General features: G+C 75.3%; 20 protein-coding genes. 14 read left to right on the top strand and 6 right to left on the bottom strand.

The features are described 5' to 3' along the window. Positions 1-61 precede the first annotated feature (61 nt). On the bottom strand, positions 62-946 hold the full coding sequence (locus tag ACFPCY_RS07665) for a helix-turn-helix transcriptional regulator (RefSeq protein ID WP_378252930.1): 885 nt from the start codon (positions 944-946) through the stop codon (positions 62-64). A 269-nt stretch (positions 947-1215) separates the two neighbouring features. Between ACFPCY_RS07665 and ACFPCY_RS07660 the strand changes: the two genes are divergently transcribed. From ACFPCY_RS07660 to ACFPCY_RS07645, 4 genes are all read left to right on the top strand, one after another. Then, positions 1216-2478, top strand: coding sequence for an RICIN domain-containing protein (locus tag ACFPCY_RS07660; protein WP_378252929.1), 1263 nt, complete (start codon positions 1216-1218; stop codon positions 2476-2478). Positions 2479-2573: 95 nt separating this feature from the next. Continuing rightward, positions 2574-4037 (top strand): MFS transporter, encoded by a 1464-nt coding sequence (locus tag ACFPCY_RS07655; RefSeq protein ID WP_378252928.1) that lies wholly within the window; start codon positions 2574-2576, stop codon positions 4035-4037. Between the two features lie 121 nt (positions 4038-4158). Further along, positions 4159-4650: a DUF2243 domain-containing protein gene (locus ACFPCY_RS07650; RefSeq protein WP_378252927.1), complete on the top strand. Its 492-nt coding sequence runs from the start codon at positions 4159-4161 to the stop codon at positions 4648-4650. 1 nt (position 4651) lies between these two features. Then, positions 4652-5368, top strand: a complete 717-nt coding sequence (locus tag ACFPCY_RS07645) for a cytochrome c oxidase assembly protein (protein WP_378252926.1) — start codon at positions 4652-4654, stop codon at positions 5366-5368. 3 nt (positions 5369-5371) lie between these two features. Here the strand turns inward: ACFPCY_RS07645 and ACFPCY_RS07640 are convergent, their stop codons facing one another. Both ACFPCY_RS07640 and ACFPCY_RS07635 read right to left on the bottom strand, forming a co-directional pair. Next, a complete protein-coding gene (locus tag ACFPCY_RS07640; protein WP_378252925.1) occupies positions 5372-6199 on the bottom strand; it encodes a glycosyltransferase family 2 protein in 828 nt (275 codons plus the stop codon). A 9-nt stretch (positions 6200-6208) separates the two neighbouring features. Beyond that, positions 6209-7093: a glycosyltransferase family 2 protein gene (locus tag ACFPCY_RS07635; RefSeq protein ID WP_378252924.1), complete on the bottom strand. Its 885-nt coding sequence runs from the start codon at positions 7091-7093 to the stop codon at positions 6209-6211. 223 nt (positions 7094-7316) lie between these two features. Here ACFPCY_RS07635 and ACFPCY_RS07630 point away from each other — a divergent pair, with 223 nt between their 5' ends. Genes ACFPCY_RS07630 through ACFPCY_RS07590 form a run of 9 tightly spaced genes read left to right on the top strand, consistent with a single transcriptional unit; the run spans position 7317 to position 17643 of the window. Beyond that, on the top strand, positions 7317-8957 hold the full coding sequence (locus tag ACFPCY_RS07630; RefSeq protein WP_378252923.1) for a carbamoyltransferase family protein: 1641 nt from the start codon (positions 7317-7319) through the stop codon (positions 8955-8957). Beyond that, positions 8954-10603: an HAD-IIIA family hydrolase gene (locus tag ACFPCY_RS07625; RefSeq protein ID WP_378252922.1), complete on the top strand. Its 1650-nt coding sequence runs from the start codon at positions 8954-8956 to the stop codon at positions 10601-10603. The genes ACFPCY_RS07630 and ACFPCY_RS07625 overlap by 4 nt, the downstream gene beginning before the upstream one ends. Beyond that, positions 10591-11589 carry a glycosyltransferase family 9 protein gene (locus ACFPCY_RS07620; protein WP_378252921.1) on the top strand — a complete coding sequence of 333 codons (999 nt, stop codon included), beginning with the start codon at positions 10591-10593 and terminating at the stop codon, positions 11587-11589. The genes ACFPCY_RS07625 and ACFPCY_RS07620 overlap by 13 nt, the downstream gene beginning before the upstream one ends. Beyond that, positions 11586-12581 (top strand): glycosyltransferase family 4 protein, encoded by a 996-nt coding sequence (locus ACFPCY_RS07615; RefSeq protein ID WP_378252920.1) that lies wholly within the window; start codon positions 11586-11588, stop codon positions 12579-12581. Before ACFPCY_RS07620 ends, ACFPCY_RS07615 begins: the two co-directional genes overlap by 4 nt. Continuing rightward, entirely contained in the window at positions 12578-13795 is a 1218-nt protein-coding gene (locus tag ACFPCY_RS07610; RefSeq protein ID WP_378252919.1) for a glycosyltransferase, read from the top strand. Before ACFPCY_RS07615 ends, ACFPCY_RS07610 begins: the two co-directional genes overlap by 4 nt. Next, the gene (locus ACFPCY_RS07605) at positions 13792-14415 is read left to right on the top strand and encodes a D-sedoheptulose-7-phosphate isomerase (protein WP_465251215.1); all 624 of its coding nucleotides are present in this window, start codon (positions 13792-13794) and stop codon (positions 14413-14415) included. The genes ACFPCY_RS07610 and ACFPCY_RS07605 overlap by 4 nt, the downstream gene beginning before the upstream one ends. Continuing rightward, positions 14412-15779, top strand: coding sequence for a D-glycero-beta-D-manno-heptose 1-phosphate adenylyltransferase (gene rfaE2, locus ACFPCY_RS07600; protein ID WP_378252918.1), 1368 nt, complete (start codon positions 14412-14414; stop codon positions 15777-15779). Before ACFPCY_RS07605 ends, rfaE2 begins: the two co-directional genes overlap by 4 nt. Next, complete coding sequence (locus ACFPCY_RS07595; RefSeq protein WP_378252917.1) at positions 15776-16717, top strand: glycosyltransferase family 9 protein; 942 nt, start codon at positions 15776-15778, stop codon at positions 16715-16717. Before rfaE2 ends, ACFPCY_RS07595 begins: the two co-directional genes overlap by 4 nt. Continuing rightward, positions 16699-17643: a UDP-glucuronic acid decarboxylase family protein gene (locus tag ACFPCY_RS07590; RefSeq protein WP_378252916.1), complete on the top strand. Its 945-nt coding sequence runs from the start codon at positions 16699-16701 to the stop codon at positions 17641-17643. Before ACFPCY_RS07595 ends, ACFPCY_RS07590 begins: the two co-directional genes overlap by 19 nt. Here ACFPCY_RS07590 and ACFPCY_RS07585 read toward each other — a convergent pair. The 3 genes from ACFPCY_RS07585 to ACFPCY_RS07575 form a co-directional block, all read right to left on the bottom strand. Beyond that, complete coding sequence (locus tag ACFPCY_RS07585) at positions 17615-18454, bottom strand: polysaccharide pyruvyl transferase family protein (RefSeq protein WP_378252915.1); 840 nt, start codon at positions 18452-18454, stop codon at positions 17615-17617. The two genes, ACFPCY_RS07590 and ACFPCY_RS07585, sit on opposite strands and share 29 nt — an antisense overlap. A gap of 74 nt (positions 18455-18528) precedes the next feature. After that, complete coding sequence (glpK, locus tag ACFPCY_RS07580; protein WP_378252914.1) at positions 18529-20046, bottom strand: glycerol kinase GlpK; 1518 nt, start codon at positions 20044-20046, stop codon at positions 18529-18531. A gap of 44 nt (positions 20047-20090) precedes the next feature. Next, positions 20091-20942, bottom strand: coding sequence for an MIP/aquaporin family protein (locus ACFPCY_RS07575; protein ID WP_378252913.1), 852 nt, complete (start codon positions 20940-20942; stop codon positions 20091-20093). Between the two features lie 175 nt (positions 20943-21117). On the opposite strand from ACFPCY_RS07575, the gene ACFPCY_RS07570 reads away from it, so the two are divergent. Further along, complete coding sequence (locus ACFPCY_RS07570) at positions 21118-22089, top strand: tellurite resistance/C4-dicarboxylate transporter family protein (RefSeq protein ID WP_378252912.1); 972 nt, start codon at positions 21118-21120, stop codon at positions 22087-22089. The last annotated feature ends 11 nt before the right edge of the window (positions 22090-22100 follow it).

Raw genomic sequence — 22100 nt, 5'->3', positions numbered from 1 at the left:
CCCTTCCTGTAGATCATGCGGACGATGATGGCGGACGCCCCCGCCCGCCGCAACCCCCGTCTCAGTGCGCGTGGTCCGGGCGCGCCAGCGACGGATCGGCGAGCAGCCGCGCGAAGTTGGCGCGGCTGGCCTCGTCCACGAAGGTGTAGACGACCATGCGGGTGCCCGGCCGGACGCTCAGGTCGAACGAGGTCGTGCGGGTGGCGACCTTCCCGACGCGCGGGTAGAGGAAGTCCTTCTGGCACGGCTTCGGGACGGCGACGTCCTGCGTCCGCCACAGCTTCTCGAAGCGCGGGCTGGCGTCCACGAGCCGCTGGACGAGCCGCTGGAACTCCGGGTCGTCCCGGTGCCGGACGTACCGGTAGCGGAACATCGCGACGCTCTCGGCGACCTGCTCGTCCAGGTTGACGCAGGGGTTGCAGCAGGGCGGCAGCGTGAAGAACTGCCACATCGAGTTGCGCTCGCCGTCCGGGGCCTCGGTGACCGCGGGGAACAGCGCCGCGTAGGCGTCGTTCCAGAACAGCGCGTCGCTGCGGGCGTTGGCGACCACCGCGGGCATCGGGCCGAGCCCGGCCAGGATCGTCCGGACGTCCTCGGTCAGCGCGGACGCGACGTCCGGCTCGGGCGGGACGGCCACCTCCGACAGCCGGTACAGGTGCTCGCGCTCGACCGGGTCGAGCCGCAGCGTCGTGGCGATGGCGTCGAGGACCTGCGTGCTCACGTTGATCGGCCGGCCCTGCTCCAGCCAGGTGTACCAGGTGACGCCGACCCCGGCGAGCTGCGCGACCTCCTCCCGGCGCAGGCCGGGCGTCCGCCGCCGGGGCGCGGGCGGCAGCCCGACGTCCTCGGGGGTGATCCGCTCCCGCCGGCTGCGCAGGAACGCCGCCAGCTCGTCCCGCCGCCGGCCGCCGCCGCTCGTCCGCCGCTCGCTGATCGTGATCGTCACCCTCCCAGTGTCGCCGACCCGGGCCGCCGCATCCAGGTGCTACCAGTACCAGGATCGGGCACCTTCTCACACGGGTACCGGCCCCTCACACGGGTACCGGTCCGCGCCGGCTGGCCGTCCCCCCTCACCGGACGGCTCCGGTAGCCGGTTGTGGTCATCGTCGACGGAAGTGACACCTTGTCCGGTCGATTTCTCCTTTGCGGAGCGTAGCTTCGCGTGTGAGCTGTGGCGCGGGAGCGTTCCCCCACCACCGGACACGGGAGGCATCGGTGCGAACCTCTGCGGCGCCGCGTCGGACGGGCGCGGTGCTCCTGGCGGCGCTCGTGGCGCCCGTCCTGGCCCTCGCCCTGGCGTTCGCCGTCCAGGGCAGGGCCCACGCGCAGCAGAACCCCGGCGACCGGCACCGGCCGGCGACCTGGAACATCCAGGGCGGCCGGGACCGCTGGGCGGGCGTGTACTCGCTCGCGAACTTCCACGACGTGATCGCGCTCCAGGAGGTGCCGAGCACTCCCCCGGCGGCGGCGCGGCCCACCGGGCGCAGGCTCGGCGCGCTCCGCGAGTACCGCTGGCAGGAGGGGAGCCGCGGCAGGACGGTCTACCTGTACATCCTGCGGACCCCGTCGCGGAACCTCGGCATGGTGACGACGTGGCGCGCCGACGACATCGCGGTCATCAACGGGCCGTACCGGCCGCTGCTGGCCGTCGTCAACCACGACACCGACACGGTCTTCGCGTCCGCGCACGCGTCCGCGCGCGGCGGAGGCGACGCGGCGACGCTCGTCCGGCGCGGACGCGACTGGGCCAACGCGCGCGGCTACCGCTGGGCCGTCCTCGGCGACTTCAACCGCGACCCCGGACGGCTCCAGCGACCCGCCGGGTCCTACCTCTACAGCGCCGGGCAGGCCACGCAGCGGTCCGCCGGCGAGCTCGACTACATGGTGTCGAGCGTCGACACCGAGAACTGGCAGGCGTCCGTGCTGACCAACCGGGGCAGCGACCACTGGCCGGTGGGCTTCAGCTCGTTCCGCGCTGCGGGCGGCGTCCCTCCGACGGTGTCGATCAGCAGTGACAGCAACGGCGGCGTCCTCGACATCGCGGGCGGGTCGGCGGCCAACGGCGACCACATCGACGTCTACGCCGACCACGGCGGCGCGAACCAGCGCTGGCGGCTCAGCTTCCTCGGCCCCGAGCCCGGCCCGGACAACTACCGGATCCTCAGCGGCATCCCCGGGTCCTGGTGCGCGGACGTCGAGGGCGGGCCGAACTCGGGCGCGGGCAGCCTCAGCAACGTCTGGCGCTGCCACGCCACCAACGGCGAGCCCGAGACCGACCACTGGTACCAGGACACGCAGAACTTCAATCTCGGCCACCCGTTCACCGACCAGCCGAACCGGTACCGGATCCAGAGCCACGCCAAGGGACTGTTCCTGAACGTCCTGGGGAACAGCCGCGCCAACGGCGCGCTCGTCGGCCAGTACTGGTTCCAGTGGGCCGACAACGAGTACTTCCACATCCATCCCGAGGCTCCCTGAAACACCGGACGCGCGCGGCGCCTCAGCCGGGTGGTGCCAGTACCAGTATCAAGGGGCTCTCGGCACCGGTATGCGAACGGACGGAAGCTACATGCATGACATTTCCGACCGAACGCATGAAGGGCGTGCGGGCGTCCTCCGCACGGTCTACCGGCCCGATGCTCGCGCTGCTGCTGCTCGGGCAGTTCATGGCCATCCTCGACGTCAACATCGTCAACGTGGCGCTGCCGACGCTGCGGGCGGACCTGCACGCGAGCGGGGCGAGCCTGCAACTGGTGGTCGCCGGATACATCATCGCCTACGCCGTGCTGCTGATCACCGGCGCGCGGCTGGGCGACCTGTTCGGGCACCGGCGCGTGTTCCTCGGCGGGCTCGCGGTGTTCACCGCCGCGTCCCTGGCCTGCGGCCTCGCGCCGGCGACCGGGTTCCTGATCGTCATGCGGTTCCTGCAGGGCATCGGCGCGGCGCTGATGACGCCGCAGGTGATGAGCATGATCCAGCGCGGGTTCCAGGGGCCCGCGCGGGCGCGGGCGCTCAGCATGTACGCGATGGTGATCGCCGGCGGCGTGGTCGTCGGGCAGGTGCTCGGCGGGCTGCTGGTCAGCGCCGACCTGTTCGGGTCGGGCTGGCGGCTGGTGTTCCTGGTGAACGTGCCGATCGGCCTGCTGCTGCTCGCGGCCGGGCCGCGGGTGCTGCCGCGGGCGGACGAGGACCGGCGCGGCGGCCTGGACCCGGTGGGCCTGCTCCTGCTGACCCCGGCGCTGCTGGGGCTCGTCATCCCGCTGATCCTCGGGCACGAGCTCGGCTGGCCCGCGTGGGGCTGGGCCGCGCTGGCGGGCGGCGCCGTCCTGTTCGCCGTGTTCGCGGTGGCCGAGCGGCGGTTCGCGGCGCGCGGCGGGCGTCCGCTGATCTCCGGACGGGTGCTGCGGGCGCCGGGCGTCGTCGTCAGCGTCGTCACGCTGATGTTCGGCCCCGGCTCGTGGGGCTCGTTCCTGTTCACCACGACGCTGCACCTCCAGGGCGACCTCAAGATGACGCCGCTGAGGTCCGGCCTGGCGTTCGTGCCGTGCGTGCTGGCGTTCGCGCTGGTCAGCCTCTACTGGCAGCGGCTGCCCGGGAGCTGGTACCGCCGGCTGGTCCCGATCGGCTTCACGGTCGCGGCGCTCGGCTACATCTGGATCGGGCCGCTCGCCGCCGGGGGCGCGGCCTACCTGGCGCTGACCGCCGTGATCGGGCTCGGCCTCGGCGTCATGCCGATCGTGATGACCATGGCGCTGGAGAACGTCCCGGCCGAGGACGCCGCCGACGCCAGCGGCCTCCTGCTGACGGTGATGCAGGTCGGGCAGGTGCTCGGGGTCGCGACGATCGGGACGCTGTTCCTCGTCCAGTTCCAGGACAGCGGCTCGACCCGGCACGCCGAGTACGCGACCGGCTGGGCGCTCGCGGGGCTGGCCGTCGTCGCCGCCCTCGGGTCGCTGCTGCTCGGCGTCCGCCGCCGCGCGGTCGCCCCGGCGGCCGACGAGGCGCCGGCCCGTCCGGTCGCCGTCGAGATCGGCTGACCCGGCTCGTCCCGCCCGGTGGACGTGCGCGCCCGCGCGCGTCCACCGGGCGCGCGCGGGGGCAGGTTTGGCCCCCGGCCACCGGGCAGGGTCCCGATCACTCGACGATCGGAGGTGCCCGGTGCGTGACCGGCTCGCTCTGCCCGGCCTGATCCTCGGCCTCGGCCTCGGAGGGTTCGTGGACGGGATCATGCTGCACCAGGTGCTCCAGTGGCACCACATGCTGTCCAGCACCGGCGGGGACCGCCTCGGCCTGAAGCGGTACTCGACCCACACGGTCTCCGGCCTGGAGATGAACACGGTCTGGGACGGGTTCTTCCACGTCTTCACCTGGGTGTGCGTCCTGGCCGGGCTGGCCCTGCTGTACCGCCGGATGGCCCCCGGCGACCGGCCCGCCTGGCGGATGCCCGCTTTGTGGGCCTGGCTCGCCGCGGGCTGGGGCGTTTTCAACCTGGTCGAGGGGCTGATCGACCACGAGATCCTCGGCATCCACCACGTCCGGAGCGGCCCGAAGCACGTGTGGTGGGACATGGGGTTCCTGCTCCTCGGCGCGGTGCTGCTGGTCGGCGGCTACCTGAGCGCCAGGCGCCACCCGGCTGTGGGGCCGCGCTGAGATGGCCGCGCGCGGACGGACCCGGTGGCGGACGGCGAGCCTGCTGCTGGGCGTGCTCCTGCTCGCCGCGGCCCTCTCCCCGCCCGTGGACGCCTGGGCCGACGACGATTTCCGCGGGCACATGGCGCAGCACCTGCTGCTCGGCATGTACGCGCCGCTGTTCCTGGTCCTGGGCGCGCCGGTGTCGCTCGCGCTGCGGTACTCGCCGCGCGCGGTCGGCCGCCGGATCGGGCGGCTGCTGCGGTCGGGGCCGGTCCGGTGGCTGACGAATCCGGTGACGGCGCTCGTGCTCAGCGCGGGCGGGACCGTCCTGGTCTACGCGACGCCGCTCTACGCGGCGTCCACCCAGGACGAGACCCTGCACATGCTCGTGCACGCCCACTTCCTGCTGGCGGGATGCCTGTTCGCGTGGGCCGTGGCGGGGCCCGACCCCGCGCCGCACCGGGCGCCGGTCATGACCCGGCTGGTGGTGCTGGGCGTCGCGATCGCCGTGCACGCCTCGCTGGCCCAGGTCATGTACGCCGGGTTCCTGGACCTGCCCGCCGAGCCGTCACAGATCCGCGGCGGAGCCGACCTGATGTACTACGGCGGTGACATCGGCGAGCTGCTGCTGGCGCTCGCGGTGCTGGTCACGTGGCGTCCCGCGCGGCGGCTCCGCACCGGACGGGAGCCGCTCGCAGATGACGGCCACTCCCCGTTGACGGTCAACCCGAATTGACGGTCAGTAGCGGGTGAGGGCGCGCCGGGCGGCCTCGACCTCCGGCGGGACGGGCCGCCGGGCGCGCAGGAGCGGCGGCAGCGCGCGGACGGCGGCGGCGAGGCCGTGCCGTCCGTCCGAGGTGCGGACGGCGCGGGCGACCTCCCGCGCGAGCGTCCGGCCCGGACGGCGGAGCCACGCGGTGAGCAGCCGGTTGCGGACCTCCAGGCGGCGGCGCGCGACGGGGTCGCGGCCGTGCGGCGACGGGTGGTGGTGGACGACCAGTTCCGGCACGTAGGCCATGCCCCATCCGGCGGCGGCGAGGTCGAGCGCGAGCAACTCCTCCTCGCCGCCGAAGTGCAGGGCCTCGGAGAAGCCGCCGACGTCGAGGTAGGCGTCCCGGCGGACGACGGCCGAGCAGGCCAGGAACCCGAGGACGGCGGGCCCCGGCAGGTCGTCGGGACGGCCCAGCGGCGAGTCGGCCATCAGGTCCGACACCGGGTCCGGGCGGGCCTCCTCGCCCACCAGGACCTGCGCGGCGAGCAGGGCGGCGCGCGGATGGCCCTCGAGGAGCCCCACGGCGCGGTCGAGCGCGCCCGCCGCCCACCAGGAGTCGTCGTCGGCGAACGCGACATAGCGCGTCGTGGCGTGCTCGGCGCCCAGGTTGCGCGCGGCGGCCCCCAGGTTGCTGCTCAGGCGCAGCACGCTCGCCCCCGCCTCGCGGGCGACGTCGGCGGTCTCGTCGTCGGACGCGTTGTCCACCACGATCACCGGCGGCCGGTGGTGGACGAGGCTACGGCGCAGCTCGTCGGCGCGGTTGCGGGTGGCGACGACGGTCGTGACGTCCGGCATGGTCGTTCCTCATCCCACGTAGCGTCGGGCGGTGGAGTCGCGCTGGGGGCCGTCCAGGGTGCGCAGCCGCGCCTCGACCGCGGCCGGGACGGGCGCGCGGTTCCGCAGGACCCAGGGCGCTCCGGCGACGGCCTCGGCGAGCGCGTGGGCGGTGGTCCGGTCGCGCGGGACGTCGCGGAGCAGCGCTCCGGTGCGGCGCAGGGCGGCGGGCGCGGACCGGCGCAGCCAGGTCGTCCACAGCGTGTTGCGGATGCCGTGGCGCCGGCGCAGGCCGGGGTCGCGCACCAGGGACGGCTCGTGGTGGACGACCACGTCGTCGGCGTAGCAGAGCCACCAGCCCGCCGCCATGAGGTCGGCGGCCAGCAGCTCTTCCTCGCCGCCGAGCCAGAGCCGCGGCGAGAACCCGCCCGCCGCGCGGAACGCCGACGCCCGCAGCATGGTCGCGCCCGCGAGGAACGACCCGAGCGCGGGGCCGGGCAGCCAGGACGGCCCCGGAACCGGCGAGTCGCGCAGTTCCGGGACGATCGGGTCCTCGCGGCCGTCCGGGCCGACCAGGATGCGGCCGGTGACGGCGGCGAGGCGCGGATGGGCGTCCAGCAGGTCCGCCGCGCGGTCCGGCGCGCCGGGCTCCCACCAGGTGTCGTCGTCGCAGAACGCGATGTACGGCGTGCGGACGTGGTCGGCTCCGAGGTTGCGGGCGACCGCGCCGAGGTTGCGCGGCGAGCGCACGACCGTCACGCCGGGCAGGGCCGACGCCGCGTCGGCCGAGCCGTCCTGCGAGGCGTTGTCCACCACGACGATCGGCGGACGGCCCGGGAGCGCGCGCAGCCTGTCCAGCGTCGCGAGCAGTTCGGGCCGCCGCTGGTGGGTGATGACCAGAAGCGTGTATCGCATGATCCCCGACTACCCGGGACACGGATTCCATGCAGATGCGGCGTTGGGCCCCCGACCGGCCAAAATAATCCGAATCGCGGAAGCACTGCGCACAACCGGTTTCTGCACTCCAGCCCCCAGGAAGTTGCAGGACTCTCCGTTTGGACCGTCAGTCACGGGTAGGCGAGTGACTCCACAACGGAGTCGACTGCACCGAACGTGCGGTGCACGGGGGGCATCGTCCATGCGCGTACTCGGAATCAACGCGGTGTTTCACGACCCGGCGGCAGCACTCGTCGTCGACGGGCGGGTGGTCGCCGCCGCCGAGGAGGAGCGTTTCTCCCGGCGCAAGCACGGCAAGCGGCCCTACGCCTTCTCGGCCTGGGAGCTGCCGGAGCGGTCGGCCCGCTGGTGCCTGGAGGTCGCCGGGCTGGAGCCCGGCGACCTCGACGCCGTGGCGTACTCCTACGATCCGGCCCTGGTCGAGCCGGGGCTCGCGGGCCACGAGGGCCAGTGGGAGCGACTGCGTACCCTGTACGCGCAGCGGGCGCCGTACATGCTGGCCGACGCGCTGCCCGGCCTGGATCCGGGGATCGTCCGGTTCGTCCCGCACCACGCCGCGCACGCCGCGTCGGCCGCGCTCGCCGCGCCCCGTCCGGGCGAGGGCGACGTGCTCGTCCTGGACGGGCGCGGCGAGTCGCACTCCCACCTCGCGGGCCGGTACGGCGACGACGGCCTCACGACGTTCGCGGCCCAGCGGCTCCCCCACTCCCTCGGCCTCATGTACGAGGACCTGACCGAGCACCTCGGGTTCCTGCGCTCCTGCGACGAGTACAAGGTGATGGCGCTGGCGTCCTACGGGGAGCCGCGCCTGGCCGGCGAGATGCGCGACCTGGTGCGCGCGACCGGCGACGGCGGCTTCGAGGTCGCCCGGATCGACTGGTCGTCGCTCGCCAAGGCGCGCCCGGCCGACGGCGAGTGGACGAGCGACCACGCCGACCTCGCCGCGTCCGTCCAGCAGCGGCTGGAGGAGGTGCTGATCGACCTGGCCGCCTGGCTGCACGCCCGGACCGGGTCGCGGCGGCTGTCGCTGGCCGGCGGCGTGGCGCTGAACTGCGTCGCCAACTCCCGCCTGCTGCGCGACGGCCCCTACGACGAGGTGTGGGTCCAGCCCGCCGCCGGCGACTCGGGCACCGCGCTCGGCGCGGCCCTGCACGCGGCCCACGCCGAGGGCGACCGGATCGAGGCGATGCCGGGCGCCGACCTGGGCCGGAGCTGGACCGACGCCGAGATCGCCGCCCGCCTCGACGAGGCGCGCGTGCCCTACGACCGGCCGCGCGACCTGGCCGCGACGGTCGCCGAGGCGCTGGCCCGCAACGAGGTCGTCGCCTGGTTCCAGGGCCGGTCGGAGTACGGGCCGCGCGCCCTCGGGCACCGCTCGCTGCTCGCCCATCCGGGCGACCCCGGCAACGTGTACCGGCTGAACGCGGTCAAGGGGCGGGAGACGTTCCGGCCGATCGCGCCGATGGTCGCCCTCGACCACGCCACCGAGATCTTCGACGGGCCGGTGCCGAGCCCGTACATGCTGTTCGTCCACGACGTGCGGCCCGAGTGGCGCGACCGGATCCCGGCCGTCGTGCACGTGGACGGCACCGCGCGCGTCCAGACCGTCGCGCGCGAGGACGAACCGCTGGTCGCCGGCGTGCTGGAGGAGTTCCGCGTCCGCACCGGGCTGCCGGTGCTGGTCAACACGAGCCTCAACACCGCGGGGCGGCCCATGGTGGACGACCCGCGCGACGCCCTGGAGTGCTTCGGGTCGGCCCCGGTCGACATGCTCGTGCTCGGCCCCTTCGTCGTCCGGCGGGGGGAGGTGTTCGCACGATGAAGTACTCGGTCGTGATTCCCACCGTCGGCCGCGACAGCCTGCGAGTGACGCTGGAGGCGCTGCTCGGCTCGTCCGGGCCGCCGCCCGCCGAGATCCTGGTGGTGGACGACCGGCCCGAGCCCGGCGCGCCGCTCCCGCTGCCGGACGGCGCGGACCGGCGCGTGCGCGTGCTGCGCTCGGGCGGGCGCGGCCCCGCCGCCGCGCGGAACACCGGCTGGCACGCGGCCACCTCGGAGTGGATCGTGTTCCTCGACGACGACGTCGTGCCGGACCCCGACTGGGCGCAGCGCCTCACCGACGACCTCGCCGGGCTGCCCGGCACGGTCGGCGGCTCGCAGGGACGCGTCGTGGTGCCGCTGCCGCAGGACCGGCGGCCCACCGACTGGGAGCGCAACACCGCCGGGCTCGCCACGTCCGTGTGGATCACCGCCGACATGGCGTACCGCCGTCCGGTGCTGACGCTGGTCGGCGGGTTCGACGAGCGCTTCCGCCGCGCCTTCCGCGAGGACGCCGATCTGGCGCTGCGCGTCCAGGTGGCGGGGCACGAGCTGGTGCTCGGCCGCCGCCGCATCGTGCACCCGGTGCGTCCGGCCGGGTTCTGGGCCTCGGTGAAGGCCCAGGCCGGGAACGCCGACGACGCCCTCATGAACGCGCTGCACGGCCGGGGCTGGTACGCGCGCGTCGCCGCGCCGCGCGGCCGGTTCGCCGCGCACGTCGCCACGACGGCCGCGGGGGCGCTCGCGCTCGCCGCCCTCGCGCCCTGGGAGCGGCTTCTGGAGCACCACGAGCCGCAACGCCGCGGTATGCGACGCGGCGGACTGCAACACCTTCGACTTCAACGCCACGCTGTTTCGCCACGCGGCGGACGGCTAGGCGGCGGACCGCGGCACCGCGGTCGCGGCGCCGGGGCCGTTCACGCGGCGCGGCGCGGGACGCTGGTCGCCGCCGGAACGGTGTGGGCGGGGCTGACCGCCCAGTTCGCCGCCGCGCGGATCCGGCCGGGGCCGAAGACGCCCGGCGAGATCCTCCGCATGGCCGTGACGAGCGCCGTGATTCCGCCGGTCGCCGTGGCGCACCGGGTGCGGGGAACGATCCGCCACCGCGACGCGCGGGTGTGGCGGCCGCGTCCGGTCGTGCTGTTCGACCGCGACGACACGCTGATCCGCGACGTCCCGTACAACGGCGACCCCGAGCTGGTCGAGCCGGTGCCCGGAGCGCGCGCGGCCCTCGAACGGCTGCGCCGCGCGGGCCTGTCCATCGGGGTGATCACCAACCAGTCCGGGGTGGCCCGCGGCAAGATCACCGAGACCGACGTCCGCCGGGTGAACCGGCGGGTGGAGGACCTGCTCGGCCGGTTCGACGTCTGGGAGGTCTGCCCGCACGGCGAGGACGACGGCTGCGCCTGCCGCAAGCCCGCGCCGGGCATGGTCGAGCGCGCCGCGCGGCGGCTCGGCGTCGCGCCGTCCGACTGCGTGGTCATCGGCGACATCGGCGCGGACGTAGCGGCGGCGCGGGCCGCCGGGGCGCGCGGCGTGCTGGTGCCGACCGACCGCACCAAGCCGGGCGAGATCGACGCCGCCCCGGAGGTCGCGCCGGACCTGGCCGCCGCCGTGGACCTGGTGCTGCTGGGCGGGTGGGCGCGGTGAGGGTCCTCGTCGCCCGCCAGGACAACCTCGGCGACGTGCTGCTGGCCGGGCCCGCCGTCCGGGCGGTCGCCGCGCGCGCCGAGGAGACGGTCCTGCTGTGCGGGCCGCGCGGGCGCGCCGCCGCCGACCTGCTGCCCGGGCCGGACCGGGTGATCGAGTGGTGCGCGCCGTGGATCGACCCCGACCGGGTCCCGGTCGACGCCGACGACGTCGCCGCGATCACGCGGCGGCTGCGCGGGTTCGACCGGGCGCTGATCCTGACGTCGTTCCACCAGTCGCCGCTGCCGCTCGCGCTGCTGCTGCGCCTCGCCGGGACGCCCTGGATCGGGGGCATCAGCGAGGACTACCCCGGCTCGCTGCTCGACCTGCGGCACCGTCCGGACGGCGACATCCCGGAGGCCGCGCGGATGACCGCCCTCGCCACCGAGGCGGGGTTCCCGCCGGTGGACGACGGCCGGCTGCGCGTCCGCGAGCCGCTGCCCGACGTGTCCGCCCTCACCGGGACCGAGCCGTACGTGGTCGTCCATCCGGGGACGTCGGTTCCCGCGCGGGCCTGGCCGCCGCACCGGAACGCCGAGGCCGTGCGGCTGCTCGCCGAGTCCGGGCGGCGCGTCATCGTCACCGGCCACCGCCGGGAGAAGGAGCTGACCGCCGAGGTCGCCGGCGTGGACGCCCTCGACCTCGGCGGCCGGACGGGCCTCGCCGAGCTGGCCGCCGTGCTCGCGGGCGCGGACGCCGTCGTCGCGGGCAACACCGGTCCCGCGCACCTGGCCGCCGCCGTCGGGACGCCGGTCGTGTCGCTGTTCGCGCCGACCGTCCCGGCGAAGCGCTGGGCGCCGTACGCCGTCCCGACCGTGCTGCTGGGCGACCAGGACGCGCCCTGCCGGGACACGCGCGCGACCGTCTGCCCGGTGCCCGGCCATCCGTGCCTGACGTCCGTCCAGGCGTCCGAAGTGGTGCGCGCCGTGGAGGAGGTCGTCCGATGAGAGCGCTGATGTGGCACGTCCACGGCTCGTGGGCCACCTCGTTCGTGCACGGGCCCTGGACGACGCTGGTCCCGGTCACGCCGGACCGCGGTCCCGACGGCCTCGGCCGCGCCGAGACCTTCCCCTGGCCCGACCGGGCCGTGGAGGTCCCGCACGACACGCTGCGCGACGAGGACGTGGACGTCGTGGTGCTCCAGCGCCCGCACGAGCTGGAGCTGTGCGAGAAGTGGCTCGGCCGCAGGCCCGGACGCGACGTCCCGGCCGTCTACGTCGAGCACGACACGCCCGGCAGGACCGCCGCCGCGCCCGACCTGCCCGGACGGTTCGTCCCCGACGTGCCGCACTTCCTGCACGACCGGGACGACATCCCCGTCGTCCACGTGGCCCACTTCAACGAGCTGTTCTGGGACTGCGGGCGCGCCCCGACCACGGTCGTCGAGCACGGCGTGGTCGATCCCGGCTACCGCTACACCGGCGAGGTGCCGCGCGCGGGCGTCGTCGTGAACGACCCGCTCAGGCGCGGCCGGATCACCGGCACCGACCTGCTGCCGAGGCTCGCCGAGGCGGTCCCGATCGACCTGTTCGGGATGCGGGTCACCGGCGCACCGGACGCCCTCGGCGTCCACCCCGACCGCCTCCGGACCTTCGAGGACCTCCCGCAGGAGCGGATGCACGCCGAACTCGCCCGGCGCCGCGTCTACGTCCATCCCTACCGGTGGACGTCGCTCGGCCTGGCGCTGATCGAGGCCATGCATCTCGGCCTGCCGGTCGTGGCGCTCGCCACGACCGAGGCCGTCGAGGCCGTCCCGCCGGGGACGGGCGTCCTGTCCACCCGCGCGGACACCCTCGCGAGCACCGCCCGGGACCTCGCCGCGGACCCCGAGCGGGCCCGCGTGATGGGCCACCGGGCGCGCGAGGCCGCCGTCCGCCGCTACGGCCTGCCCCGCTTCCTGCGGGACTGGCGACGCCTACTGGAAGAGGTGACACGATGAGGATCGCGATGGTCTCCGAGCACGCCAGCCCGCTCGCCGCGCGCGGCGGGCTCGGCGGCGCGGACGCCGGCGGGCAGAACGTGTTCGTCGCCGCGCTCGCCGCCGAGCTGGGGGCCCAGGGCCACCACGTGACGGTCTACACGCGGCGCGACTCGCCCGCCCCGCCGGGCCGGGTCCGGCTCGCGCCGGGCGTCACGGTCGAGCACGTCCCGGCCGGCCCGCCGTCGGACGTGCCGAAGGACGACCTGCTCCGCTGGATGCCCGACTTCGGGAACTACCTGCGGGACCGATGGCGCGCCGACCCGCCGGACGTCGTGCACGCGCACTTCTGGATGAGCGGGCTGGCCTCGCTCCAGGCGACCCGCGGTCCGGGCGCGCCGCGCGTCCCGGTGGTGCAGACGTTCCACGCGCTCGGCTCGGTGAAGCGCCGCCATCAGGGCGGCAAGGACACCAGCCCGGACGGCCGCGTGCAGATGGAGAGCGAGATCGGGCGGGCGGCGGAGGCCGTCATCGCGACCGCCGTGGAGGAGACCGCCGAGCTCGCCGCCATGGGCGTGCCCGCCGACCGGATCGAGGTCGTGCCGTGCGGGGTGGACCTGGCCGTCCACTCCCCCGACGGCCCGGCCGAGGACCGGGGCGCGCCGCGCCGCCTCGTGGTGCTGTCGCGGATGGTCGAGCGCAAGGGCGTCGACACCGCGATCCGCGCGCTGGCGCACGTCCCGGACGCCGAACTGATCGTCGCGGGCGGCCCGCCCGCGGCCGAGCTGGACGCCGACCCGGAGGCGCGGCGGCTCCTCGCCGTCGCGGCGGAGGCGGACGTGGCGGGCCGGGTGCACCTGGTCGGCCGCCGGTCCCGCGACGAGGTCCCCGCGCTGCTGCGGTCGGCCGACGTGGTGCTGGCGCTGCCCTGGTACGAGCCGTTCGGGATGGTGCCGCTGGAGGCGATGAGCTGCGGCGTCCCGGTCGTCGCGACCGCGGTCGGGGGGCACCTGGACAGCGTCGCGGACGGCGAGAGCGGGCTGCTCGTCCCGCCGCGCGACCCGGTCGCCGCGGCCCGGGCGGTCAACGCGCTGCTCGACGACCCGGCCCGGCGCGAGGCGTACGGCCGCGCCGGACGGCGGCGCGCCGAGGCCCGCTACTCGTGGCCGCGCGTCGCGCGCGACACCCTCAGCGTCTACCGAGAGGCCATGGCCAGGAAGGAGGTGGCGGCATGACTTCCAGCATCGTCCCCGGCGTCGTGCCCTCCATGCACGCGCACGTACTCTCCCGCGACCAGGACCGGCGCCTGGAGGAACTCGCCTCCGCCGCGCTCGCGTTCCGCCGCTGGACGCCGATCATCGTCTCGTGGGGCACGCACCTCGCGGGCGTGCTGGAGGCCGGTGGCCGCCTGCTGACCTGCGGCAACGGCGGCAGCGCCGCGGAGGCCCAGCACCTGTCGGCCGAGCTGGTCGGGCGGTTCGAGGACGAGCGGCGCCCGTTCGCGGCGATCCCGCTGCACGCCGACACCTCCTCGGTGACCGCGATCGGCAACGACTACGGCGCCGAGCAGGTGTTCGCCCGGCAGGTCCGGGCGCACGGCCGGCCCGGCGACGTGCTGGTCTGCTTCTCGACCAGCGGCAACAGCCCGAACGTGGTCGCGGCGGCCCGGCAGGGGCGGCGCAGCGGGCTGACGGTGTGGGCGCTCACCGGGCCCGGCCCGAACTCGCTGGCGGCCGCGGCGCACCAGGCGATCACCGTGGACGCGCCGCGCACCTCGACCGTCCAGGAGATCCACCTGGCCGCGCTCCACCTGCTGTGCGGGCAGGTCGACCAGTCGATCCAGGACGAGCGGTGAACGGGCCCCTGGTCGTCGTCGGGGACACGCTGCTCGACGTGGACCTGGTCGGGCAGAGCGCCCGGCTGTCCCCGGACGCGCCCGTCCCGGTGATCGAGCACGCCGCCGAGCGGTCCCGGCCGGGCGGGGCGGGCCTGGCCGCGCTGCTCGCCGCCGCCGAGGGCGCCGAGGTGGTGCTGGTGACCGCGCTGAGCGACGACGAGGCCGGGCGGCGGCTGCGCGCGCTGCTGCGCCCGCACGTCAACGTCGCGGCGCTGCGGCTGGACGGCCCGACCCCGGTCAAGACGCGGATCAGGTCCGGCGACCACGCCGTGGCCCGCCTGGACGCCGGCGAGGGCCGGGCCACCGCGGGGCCGGTCTCGCCCGCCGTCGCGGCGGCGCTGTCGGGGGCGGGCGCGGTGCTGGTGTCGGACTACGGGCGCGGCGTCGCGTCCCAGCCGGCCGTCCGCGCCCTGCTGGAACGGCTGCCGGACCGCGTCCCGATCGTGTGGGACCCGCATCCGCGCGGCGGCCCGCCCGTCCGCAACACGCTGCTCGCGACGCCGAACGAGGACGAGGCGCGCCGGCTCACCGGCGCGGGCGACGGGGTGGCCGCCTCGGCGCGGCACGCGCGGGAGCTGGCCGCGCGCTGGGACGTCTCCGCCGTAGCGGTGACGCTCGGCCCGCGCGGCGCGCTGCTCTGCCAGGGAGAGGGGCCGCCGTTCCTGGCCCCGGCCGAACCCGCGTCGGGCGATCCGTGCGGCGCGGGCGACGGCTTCGCGGCCGCCACGGCCTGGGCGCTCGGCACCGGCGGGGCGCTCACCGAGGCGGTGACGCGCGGCGTGCGGACCGCGTCGCGGTACGTCGCGGCGGGCGGCGCCGTCGGGCTGTCGGAGCGGCTCGCCGAGACGGGCGCGCCGATCGTGCCCGCCGGGCGCGAGGACGACGCGTTCGAGGTCGCCGAGCGGACCCGCCGCGCGGGCGGCACGGTCGTCGCGACCGGCGGCTGCTTCGACCTGCTGCACGCCGGGCACGTCAGCCTGCTCCAGCAGGCCCGGCGGCTCGGCGACTGCCTGGTGGTGTGCGTGAACTCCGACGCCTCGGTGCGGCGGGCGAAGGGACCGGGCCGTCCGGTCACGACCGCCGCCGACCGCACCCGCGTGCTGCGCGCGCTCAGCGACGTGGACGCGACGGTCGTGTTCGACGACGACACCCCCACCGCGCTGCTGGAGCGGCTCCGCCCGGACGTGTGGGTCAAGGGCGCGGACTACGCCGACCGGGAGCTGCCGGAGGCGGCGACGGTCCGCGCCTGGGACGGCGCGGTGGTGCTGCTGCCGCTGCTGGAGGGCCGCTCCACGACCCGGATCCTGGCGGCGGCGCGATGAGGACGGCGCTCGTCCTGCGCGCCCTCGGCCTCGGCGACCTGCTGACCGGGGTGCCGGCGCTGCGGGGGCTGCGGCGCGGCCTGCCGGGGCACCGGATCGTCCTCGCCGCGCCGCGCGTGCTCGAACCGCTCGTCCGCCTCTCGGGGACGGTGGACGAGGTGCTGCACGTTCCCGACCTCGGTCCGCTGCCGGACGCCGGCCCCGTCGACATCGCCGTCGACCTGCACGGGAACGGCCCGGCCAGCCACGACCCGCTCCTCGACGCGGAGCCGCGCAGGCTGATGGCGTTCGACGTCCCCGGCGGGCCGCGCTGGGATCCCGGCGAGCACGAGGTGCCGCGCTGGTGCCGCCTGCTGGCCTGGTACGGGATCCCGTCCGACCCGTCCGAGCTGGACCTGCCCGCCCCGGACCGTCCGTCGCCCGCGCCGGACGCCGTCGTGGTGCATCCGGGCGCGGCCTACCCGTCGCGGCGCTGGCCGCCGGAGCGGTTCGCCGCCGTCGCCGCGGCGTTACGGAGGCGCGGCGAGCGCGTCGTCGTCACCGGCGGCCCGGACGAGACGGGCATCGCCCGCCGGGTCGCCGCCGCGGCCGGGCTGCCGCCGGAGGACGACCTGTCCGGCCGCACCGACCTGCTCGATCTCGCCGCCCTCGTCGCAAGCGCCCGGCTGGTCGTCTCCGGCGACACAGGGACCGGCCATCTCGCCACCGCCTACCGGACCCCGTCGGTGCTGCTGTTCGGGCCGACGCCGCCCAAGCTTTGGGGGCCGCCTCCGGACCGTCCGGAGCACCGCGTCCTGTGGAAGGGCGGACGCGGCGACCCGCACGGCATGCGGCCCGATCCGGCCCTGCTCCGCATCGGCCCGGACGAGGTCGTCGCGGCCGCCGCGGACCACCTCTCACGCCTGGAAGGAGTGACATCATGGAACGCGCCGTTGTGACCGGCGGAGCCGGCTTCGTCGGCTCCCACCTGTGCGAGGCGCTGCTCGACCGCGGCACCGCCGTGGTCTGCGTCGACAACCTGCTCACCGGGGCCTTCGCGAACGTCGCGAGGCTCTCCGGACGCCGCGGGTTCGAGTTCGTGCGGCACGACATGACCCGTCCGGTGGAGGTGCCGGGCCCGGTCTCCCACGTCTTCCACCTCGCGTCGGCCGCCTCTCCGGCCGACTACCTGCGGCTGCCGATCCAGACGCTGGACGTGGGCAGCCTCGGCACGCGCAACGCGCTGGAGCTCGCCGAACGCTCGGGGGCCCGGTTCGTCCTGGCGTCCACCTCGGAGGTGTACGGCGACCCGAAGGTGCACCCGCAGCCGGAGGAGTACTGGGGGAACGTGAACCCGGTCGGGCCGCGCAGCGTGTACGACGAGGCGAAGCGGTTCGGCGAGGCGCTGACCTCGGCGTTCCGGCAGGCCCGCGGGCTGGACACCGCGATCGTGCGGATCTTCAACACCTACGGTCCCCGGATGCGGCCGGACGACGGCCGGGCGATCCCGACGTTCCTGCGGCAGGCGCTCACCGGCGAGCCGCTCACGGTCACCGGCGACGGCACCCAGACCCGCTCGATCTGCCACGTCTCCGACACCGTCCGGGGGATCCTCGCGCTGGCCGACTCGCGGCATCCCGGCCCGATGAACATCGGCAGCCCGTTCGAGATCACCATGGCCGACCTGGCCGCGCTGATCGTCGAGCTCGCCGGGTCGTCGTCCTCGATCCGCCACATCGAGCGGCCGGTGGACGACCCGGCCGTCCGGCGGCCCGACACCACCCTCGCCCGCGAGACGCTCGGCTGGGAGCCGAAGGTCTCGGTCGAGGAGGGCCTGCTCGACACCCTCGGCTGGTTCAGGCGGGCGCTCGCCCGGAGCGCCTGAGCGCCAGGCACCAGCCCCACAGCCGGTCCAGCGCGGTCCCGTCCAGCAGCGGCGGGGCCGCGTCCTCGCCGACGGTGACGACCGCGGGCCAGGCCCACGCCCGCGCCTGCGCGGTGACCTTCGCGCCGCCCGCGACCGGGTCCACCGCGAGCGCGGGGACGCCGTTCTTCAGCGCCAGGACGAGCCCGTGCAGCCGCGTCGTGACGACCAGGTCGCAGCGGCGCAGCACGCTCTCCAGCTCGTCGGGCGTCGTCGCGAGCCGCCAGTCGCGCGGGTCGAGCCGGGTGTCGAGCGGGAGCCGGGCGCACTCGCGGCGGGCCAGCCAGTCCGTCAGCTCGGCCTCGATCCGGTCGTGGCGGCGGCGCGCCCCGTACTCGTCCTGGCCCGGCGCGAGGACGACGCCCACCACCGGCACGTCCCGCGTCACGGGCCGGGCCGCCAGGTCCGCGCCGGGGTCGGCGTCCGGCGCGTCGCGCGGGATCACCAGGTCGAAGCCGGTGACGGCGGGGTCCTCCGGGTCGAGGACCGACACGCCGACCGCGATCCGGCGGCAGTGCGGGTAGCGGGCGTGCAGCTCCTCGATCTGGCGGCCGTGCAGGGGGCCGCAGGCGAACACGAGATGCGTGTAGCGGGCCGGGTCGGCGCTCGCGAGGCTCAGCGCGTCCGGCCGGAACACCGGGCTCCAGGCCGTGTCGTAGGGCAGGCCGATGGCGTCCAGCTCGTCCTGGACCGCCTGCATCGCCAGGACGTCTCCGGCCGTCGCCTCACCGTCGGTGAAGCTCGGCCATCCGGTGACCAGTACACGTGTCATTCCGGGCCCGTGCCCGCATCGGAGCGTCCGATGCGGGCACGGGCGGACGAATCCGGATCAGTCGACGTTCCGGATCAGTCGACGTCGACCCAGCCGAACGTGCGTTCGACCGCCTTGCGCCAGCCGGCGTAGCCGGCCTCGCGCTGCGCCTCGTCCCAGCGGGGCGTCCAGCGCTTGTCCTCGTTCCAGTTGCGGCGCAGCTCGTCGGTCGAGTTCCAGAACCCGACCGCCAGTCCCGCCGCGTAGGCGGCGCCGAGCGCGGTGGTCTCGGCGACCACCGGACGCGACACCGGCACGCCGAGGATGTCGGCCTGCATCTGCATGCACAGCTCGTTCGCGGTGACGCCGCCGTCCACCTTGAGGACGTCGAGGGAGACGCCCGAGTCCTCCCGCATCGCCTCCACGACGTCGCGGGACTGGTAGCAGATCGCCTCCAGCGTCGCGCGGGCCAGGTGGGCGTTGGTGTTGAAGCGGGACAGGCCGACGATCGCGCCGCGCGCGTCGCTGCGCCAGTACGGCGCGAACAGGCCGGAGAACGCCGGGACGAAGTAGACGCCGCCGTTGTCCTCGACCTGCGCGGCGAGCGCCTCGCTCTGCGCCGCGCCGGAGATGATCCCGAGCTGGTCGCGCAGCCACTGCACCGCCGAGCCGGTGACCGCGATCGACCCCTCCAGCGCGTAGACGGGCGCCTCGTCGCCGAACCTGTAGCAGACGGTGGTGAGCATGCCCGCCTTGGAGCGGACGAGGTCGCGGCCGGTGTTGAGGAGGAGGAAGTTGCCGGTGCCGTAGGTGTTCTTGGCCTCGCCCGGGGAGAAGCAGACCTGGCCGACCGTCGCCGCCTGCTGGTCGCCGAGGTCGCCGCTCAGCGGCACCTCGCCACGGAGCGGGCCGTCCGCGCGGGTCAGCCCGTAGGGGTCGGGCGCCGACGACGGCCGGATCTCGGGCAGCATCGCGCGCGGGATGCCGAAGAACGACAGGAGCTGGTCGTCCCAGTCGAGGGTCTCCAGGTCCATCAGCATGGTGCGGCTGGCGTTGGTCGGGTCGGTGACGTGCACGCCCCCGGCGGACCCGCCGGTGAGGTTCCACAGCAGCCAGGTGTCGATGTTGCCGAACACGGCGTCGCCGTTCTCGGCCGCCTCCCGGACGCCGTCGACGTTCTCCAGGATCCACTGGATCTTGCCGCCGGAGAAGTAGGTGGCGGGCGGCAGCCCGGCGCGGTGCCGGATGGTCTCGCCGCGCCCGTCCCGCTCCAGGGCGCTGGCGATGCGGTCGGTGCGGGTGTCCTGCCAGACGATCGCGTTGTAGTAGGGACGGCCCGTCCGCCGGTTCCACACCACGGTCGTCTCGCGCTGGTTGGTGATGCCGAGCGCGGCGAGGTCGGTGTGGGACAGGTTCGCCCGGTGGAGGGTGGACTCGATGACGGCGCGGGTGCGCTCCCAGATCTCGGTGGGGTTGTGCTCGACCCAGCCCGCGCGGGGCAGGATCTGCTCGTGCTCGAGCTGGTGGCGGGCGATCTCGTTGCCGCCGTGGTCGAAGATCATGAAGCGGGTGCTCGTGGTCCCCTGGTCCAGGGCTCCGACGAAGTCGGCCATCGGCACTGCTCTCCTCGCTGGTTCGGGGTGGGGGCGGGCGGCGGTCAGGAGGTCTCGCTGGGGACGTCGTAGCGCGGCTCGGGGCCCGGGGCGGCGCTCTCGGCCTCCTCGGGGTCGGGCAGGTGGTTCCCGATCAATACCAGGTAAAGGCCCGCCCCGACGAGCCCCCCGAGGAGCGGTCCGGCGATCGGCACCCAGAAGTAGAGGTCGTGGTTCTGGTCCCGCCACGCTCCCCCGTACCCGGTGATGTACTCGGCGAGCCGGGGGCCGAAGTCGCGGGCGGGGTTGATGGCGTACCCGGCGTCGGTGCCCCAGGCCATCCCGATCGCGACGACCAGCAGGCCGATGACCACGGGCGCGAGGTTGGCGAGCGGCGGCTGGTTCTTCAGGTCGGTGAGGGCGAGGATGACGAAAAGCAGGATCGCGGTGCCGATGATCTGGTCCCGGAACGCCCCCCAGGTGCTGACCGGGAGCGTTCCGTTGCCGGGCAGGGTCGAGAACACGCCCTGCGTCTTGATGGTGTGGCCGGGATCGGCCTTGGCCAGCACCTCGGTGTAGTTCCACCGGACGATCAGCGCCGCGACGAACGCCCCGGCGAACTGGGCGGCCATGTACGGCGCCACCTTGCGCCATGAGAAGCCCTTGAACACCGCGAGGGTGAGCGTGACGGCGGGGTTGAGGTGCCCGCCGCTGAGCGTCGCGGACACGTACACCCCCAGGGTCACGCCGATGCCCCAGGCCCAGGCGATGCTGTCGTGGCCGCCGATCCCGCCCGCGGCGACCTGGGCCACCACGCCCACGCCGAACAGGATCAGGATCAGGGTTCCGGCGAACTCGGCGGCCGCCTCGCGGCCCAGCCCGGTCAGCCGGAAGGACGTTCTCAGTCGTTCCGCCATGGTCTCCTCCTCTGGGCGGTGTGACGTGAGACACAACTGTCGCGAAGGTAAGTACTCGGGGGGAAAACGGTCAAGCCCTATCCCCCGCGGCGGATCAGGGATATATGGTCCGGCCGCACCTCCCTCGCGGCGCGCCGCCTCGGGCGGCCCGCCGGTGATCGCGGACACTGGCGGCATGAAGCGACGGCAGGACGCCGGGGACCCGGCGCCCGGAGTGGGCCCCGCCTTCGGCGCGGCGGTCATGGCGACCGGCATCGTCTCGGTCGGCCTGCACCTGGTCGGGGCCGAGGCCCTCTCGGTGGCGCTGCTGGTCGTCGCGGCGCTGCTGTGGGTGCCGCTCTGCGCCCTGTTCGCCGCGCGGCTGCTCCGCGCGCCGGCGCGCTGGCGGGACGAGTCGGCCACCCCCGCCGCGCTGACCGGCGTCGCCGGGACCGGCGTGCTGGGCGTCCGGCTCACGGCGGCCGGGGCGACGTGGGCCGGGGCCGTGCTGCTGGCCGCCGCGTTCGTCCTGTGGGCGGTGCTGCTGCCGACCGTCCTGGAGCACCTGCGCGGACGGGTTCCCGGCGCCGCCTACCTGGTGTGCGTGTCCACCCAGTCGCTGGCCGTCCTCGCCGGGACGGTCGCGCCGCCGCTGCACGCGGCCTGGCTGATGTGGCCCGCGCTCGCGGCGGCGGCGGTCGGCGTCCTGCTCTGGCTGCTGGTGGTGGCGCGGTTCGACTGGCGGCAGCTCAGGGCCGGGCGCGGCGACCACTGGGTCGCCGGGGGCTCGGTGTCGATCTCGGCGCTGGCGGCGGCGAAGCTGGTCGCGGCGTCCGCCCGGCCCTTGGACTGGGCGCCGGGGCTGCACGGGGCGCTGCGCGGCGCCGCGCTCGCCCTGGTGCTGTTCGCGCTCGCCTGGTACGCGGTGCTGGTGGCCTGCGAGATCCGCTGGCCGCGCTTCGCCTACGACGTGCGGCGCTGGTCCACGGTCTTCCCGCTCGGCATGACCTCGGTCGCGGCCCTGACGTGCGGCACCGCGCTGAGGATCTCGTGGCTCTCGACCGCGGGCCGGGTGCTGCTGTGGCCCGCGGTGATCGTCTGGGGCGTCGTGGCGGTCGGTGCCGTCCGCGCGCAGGTCCGCGCGAACCGGAGGGCGGGGGACGGCTGATCGTCCGGCTG

This window comes from Actinomadura gamaensis (assembly GCF_042652125.1).
Classification (GTDB): domain Bacteria; phylum Actinomycetota; class Actinomycetes; order Streptosporangiales; family Streptosporangiaceae; genus Spirillospora; species Spirillospora gamaensis.
This window is presented reverse-complemented; position numbering and strand designations above follow the sequence as displayed.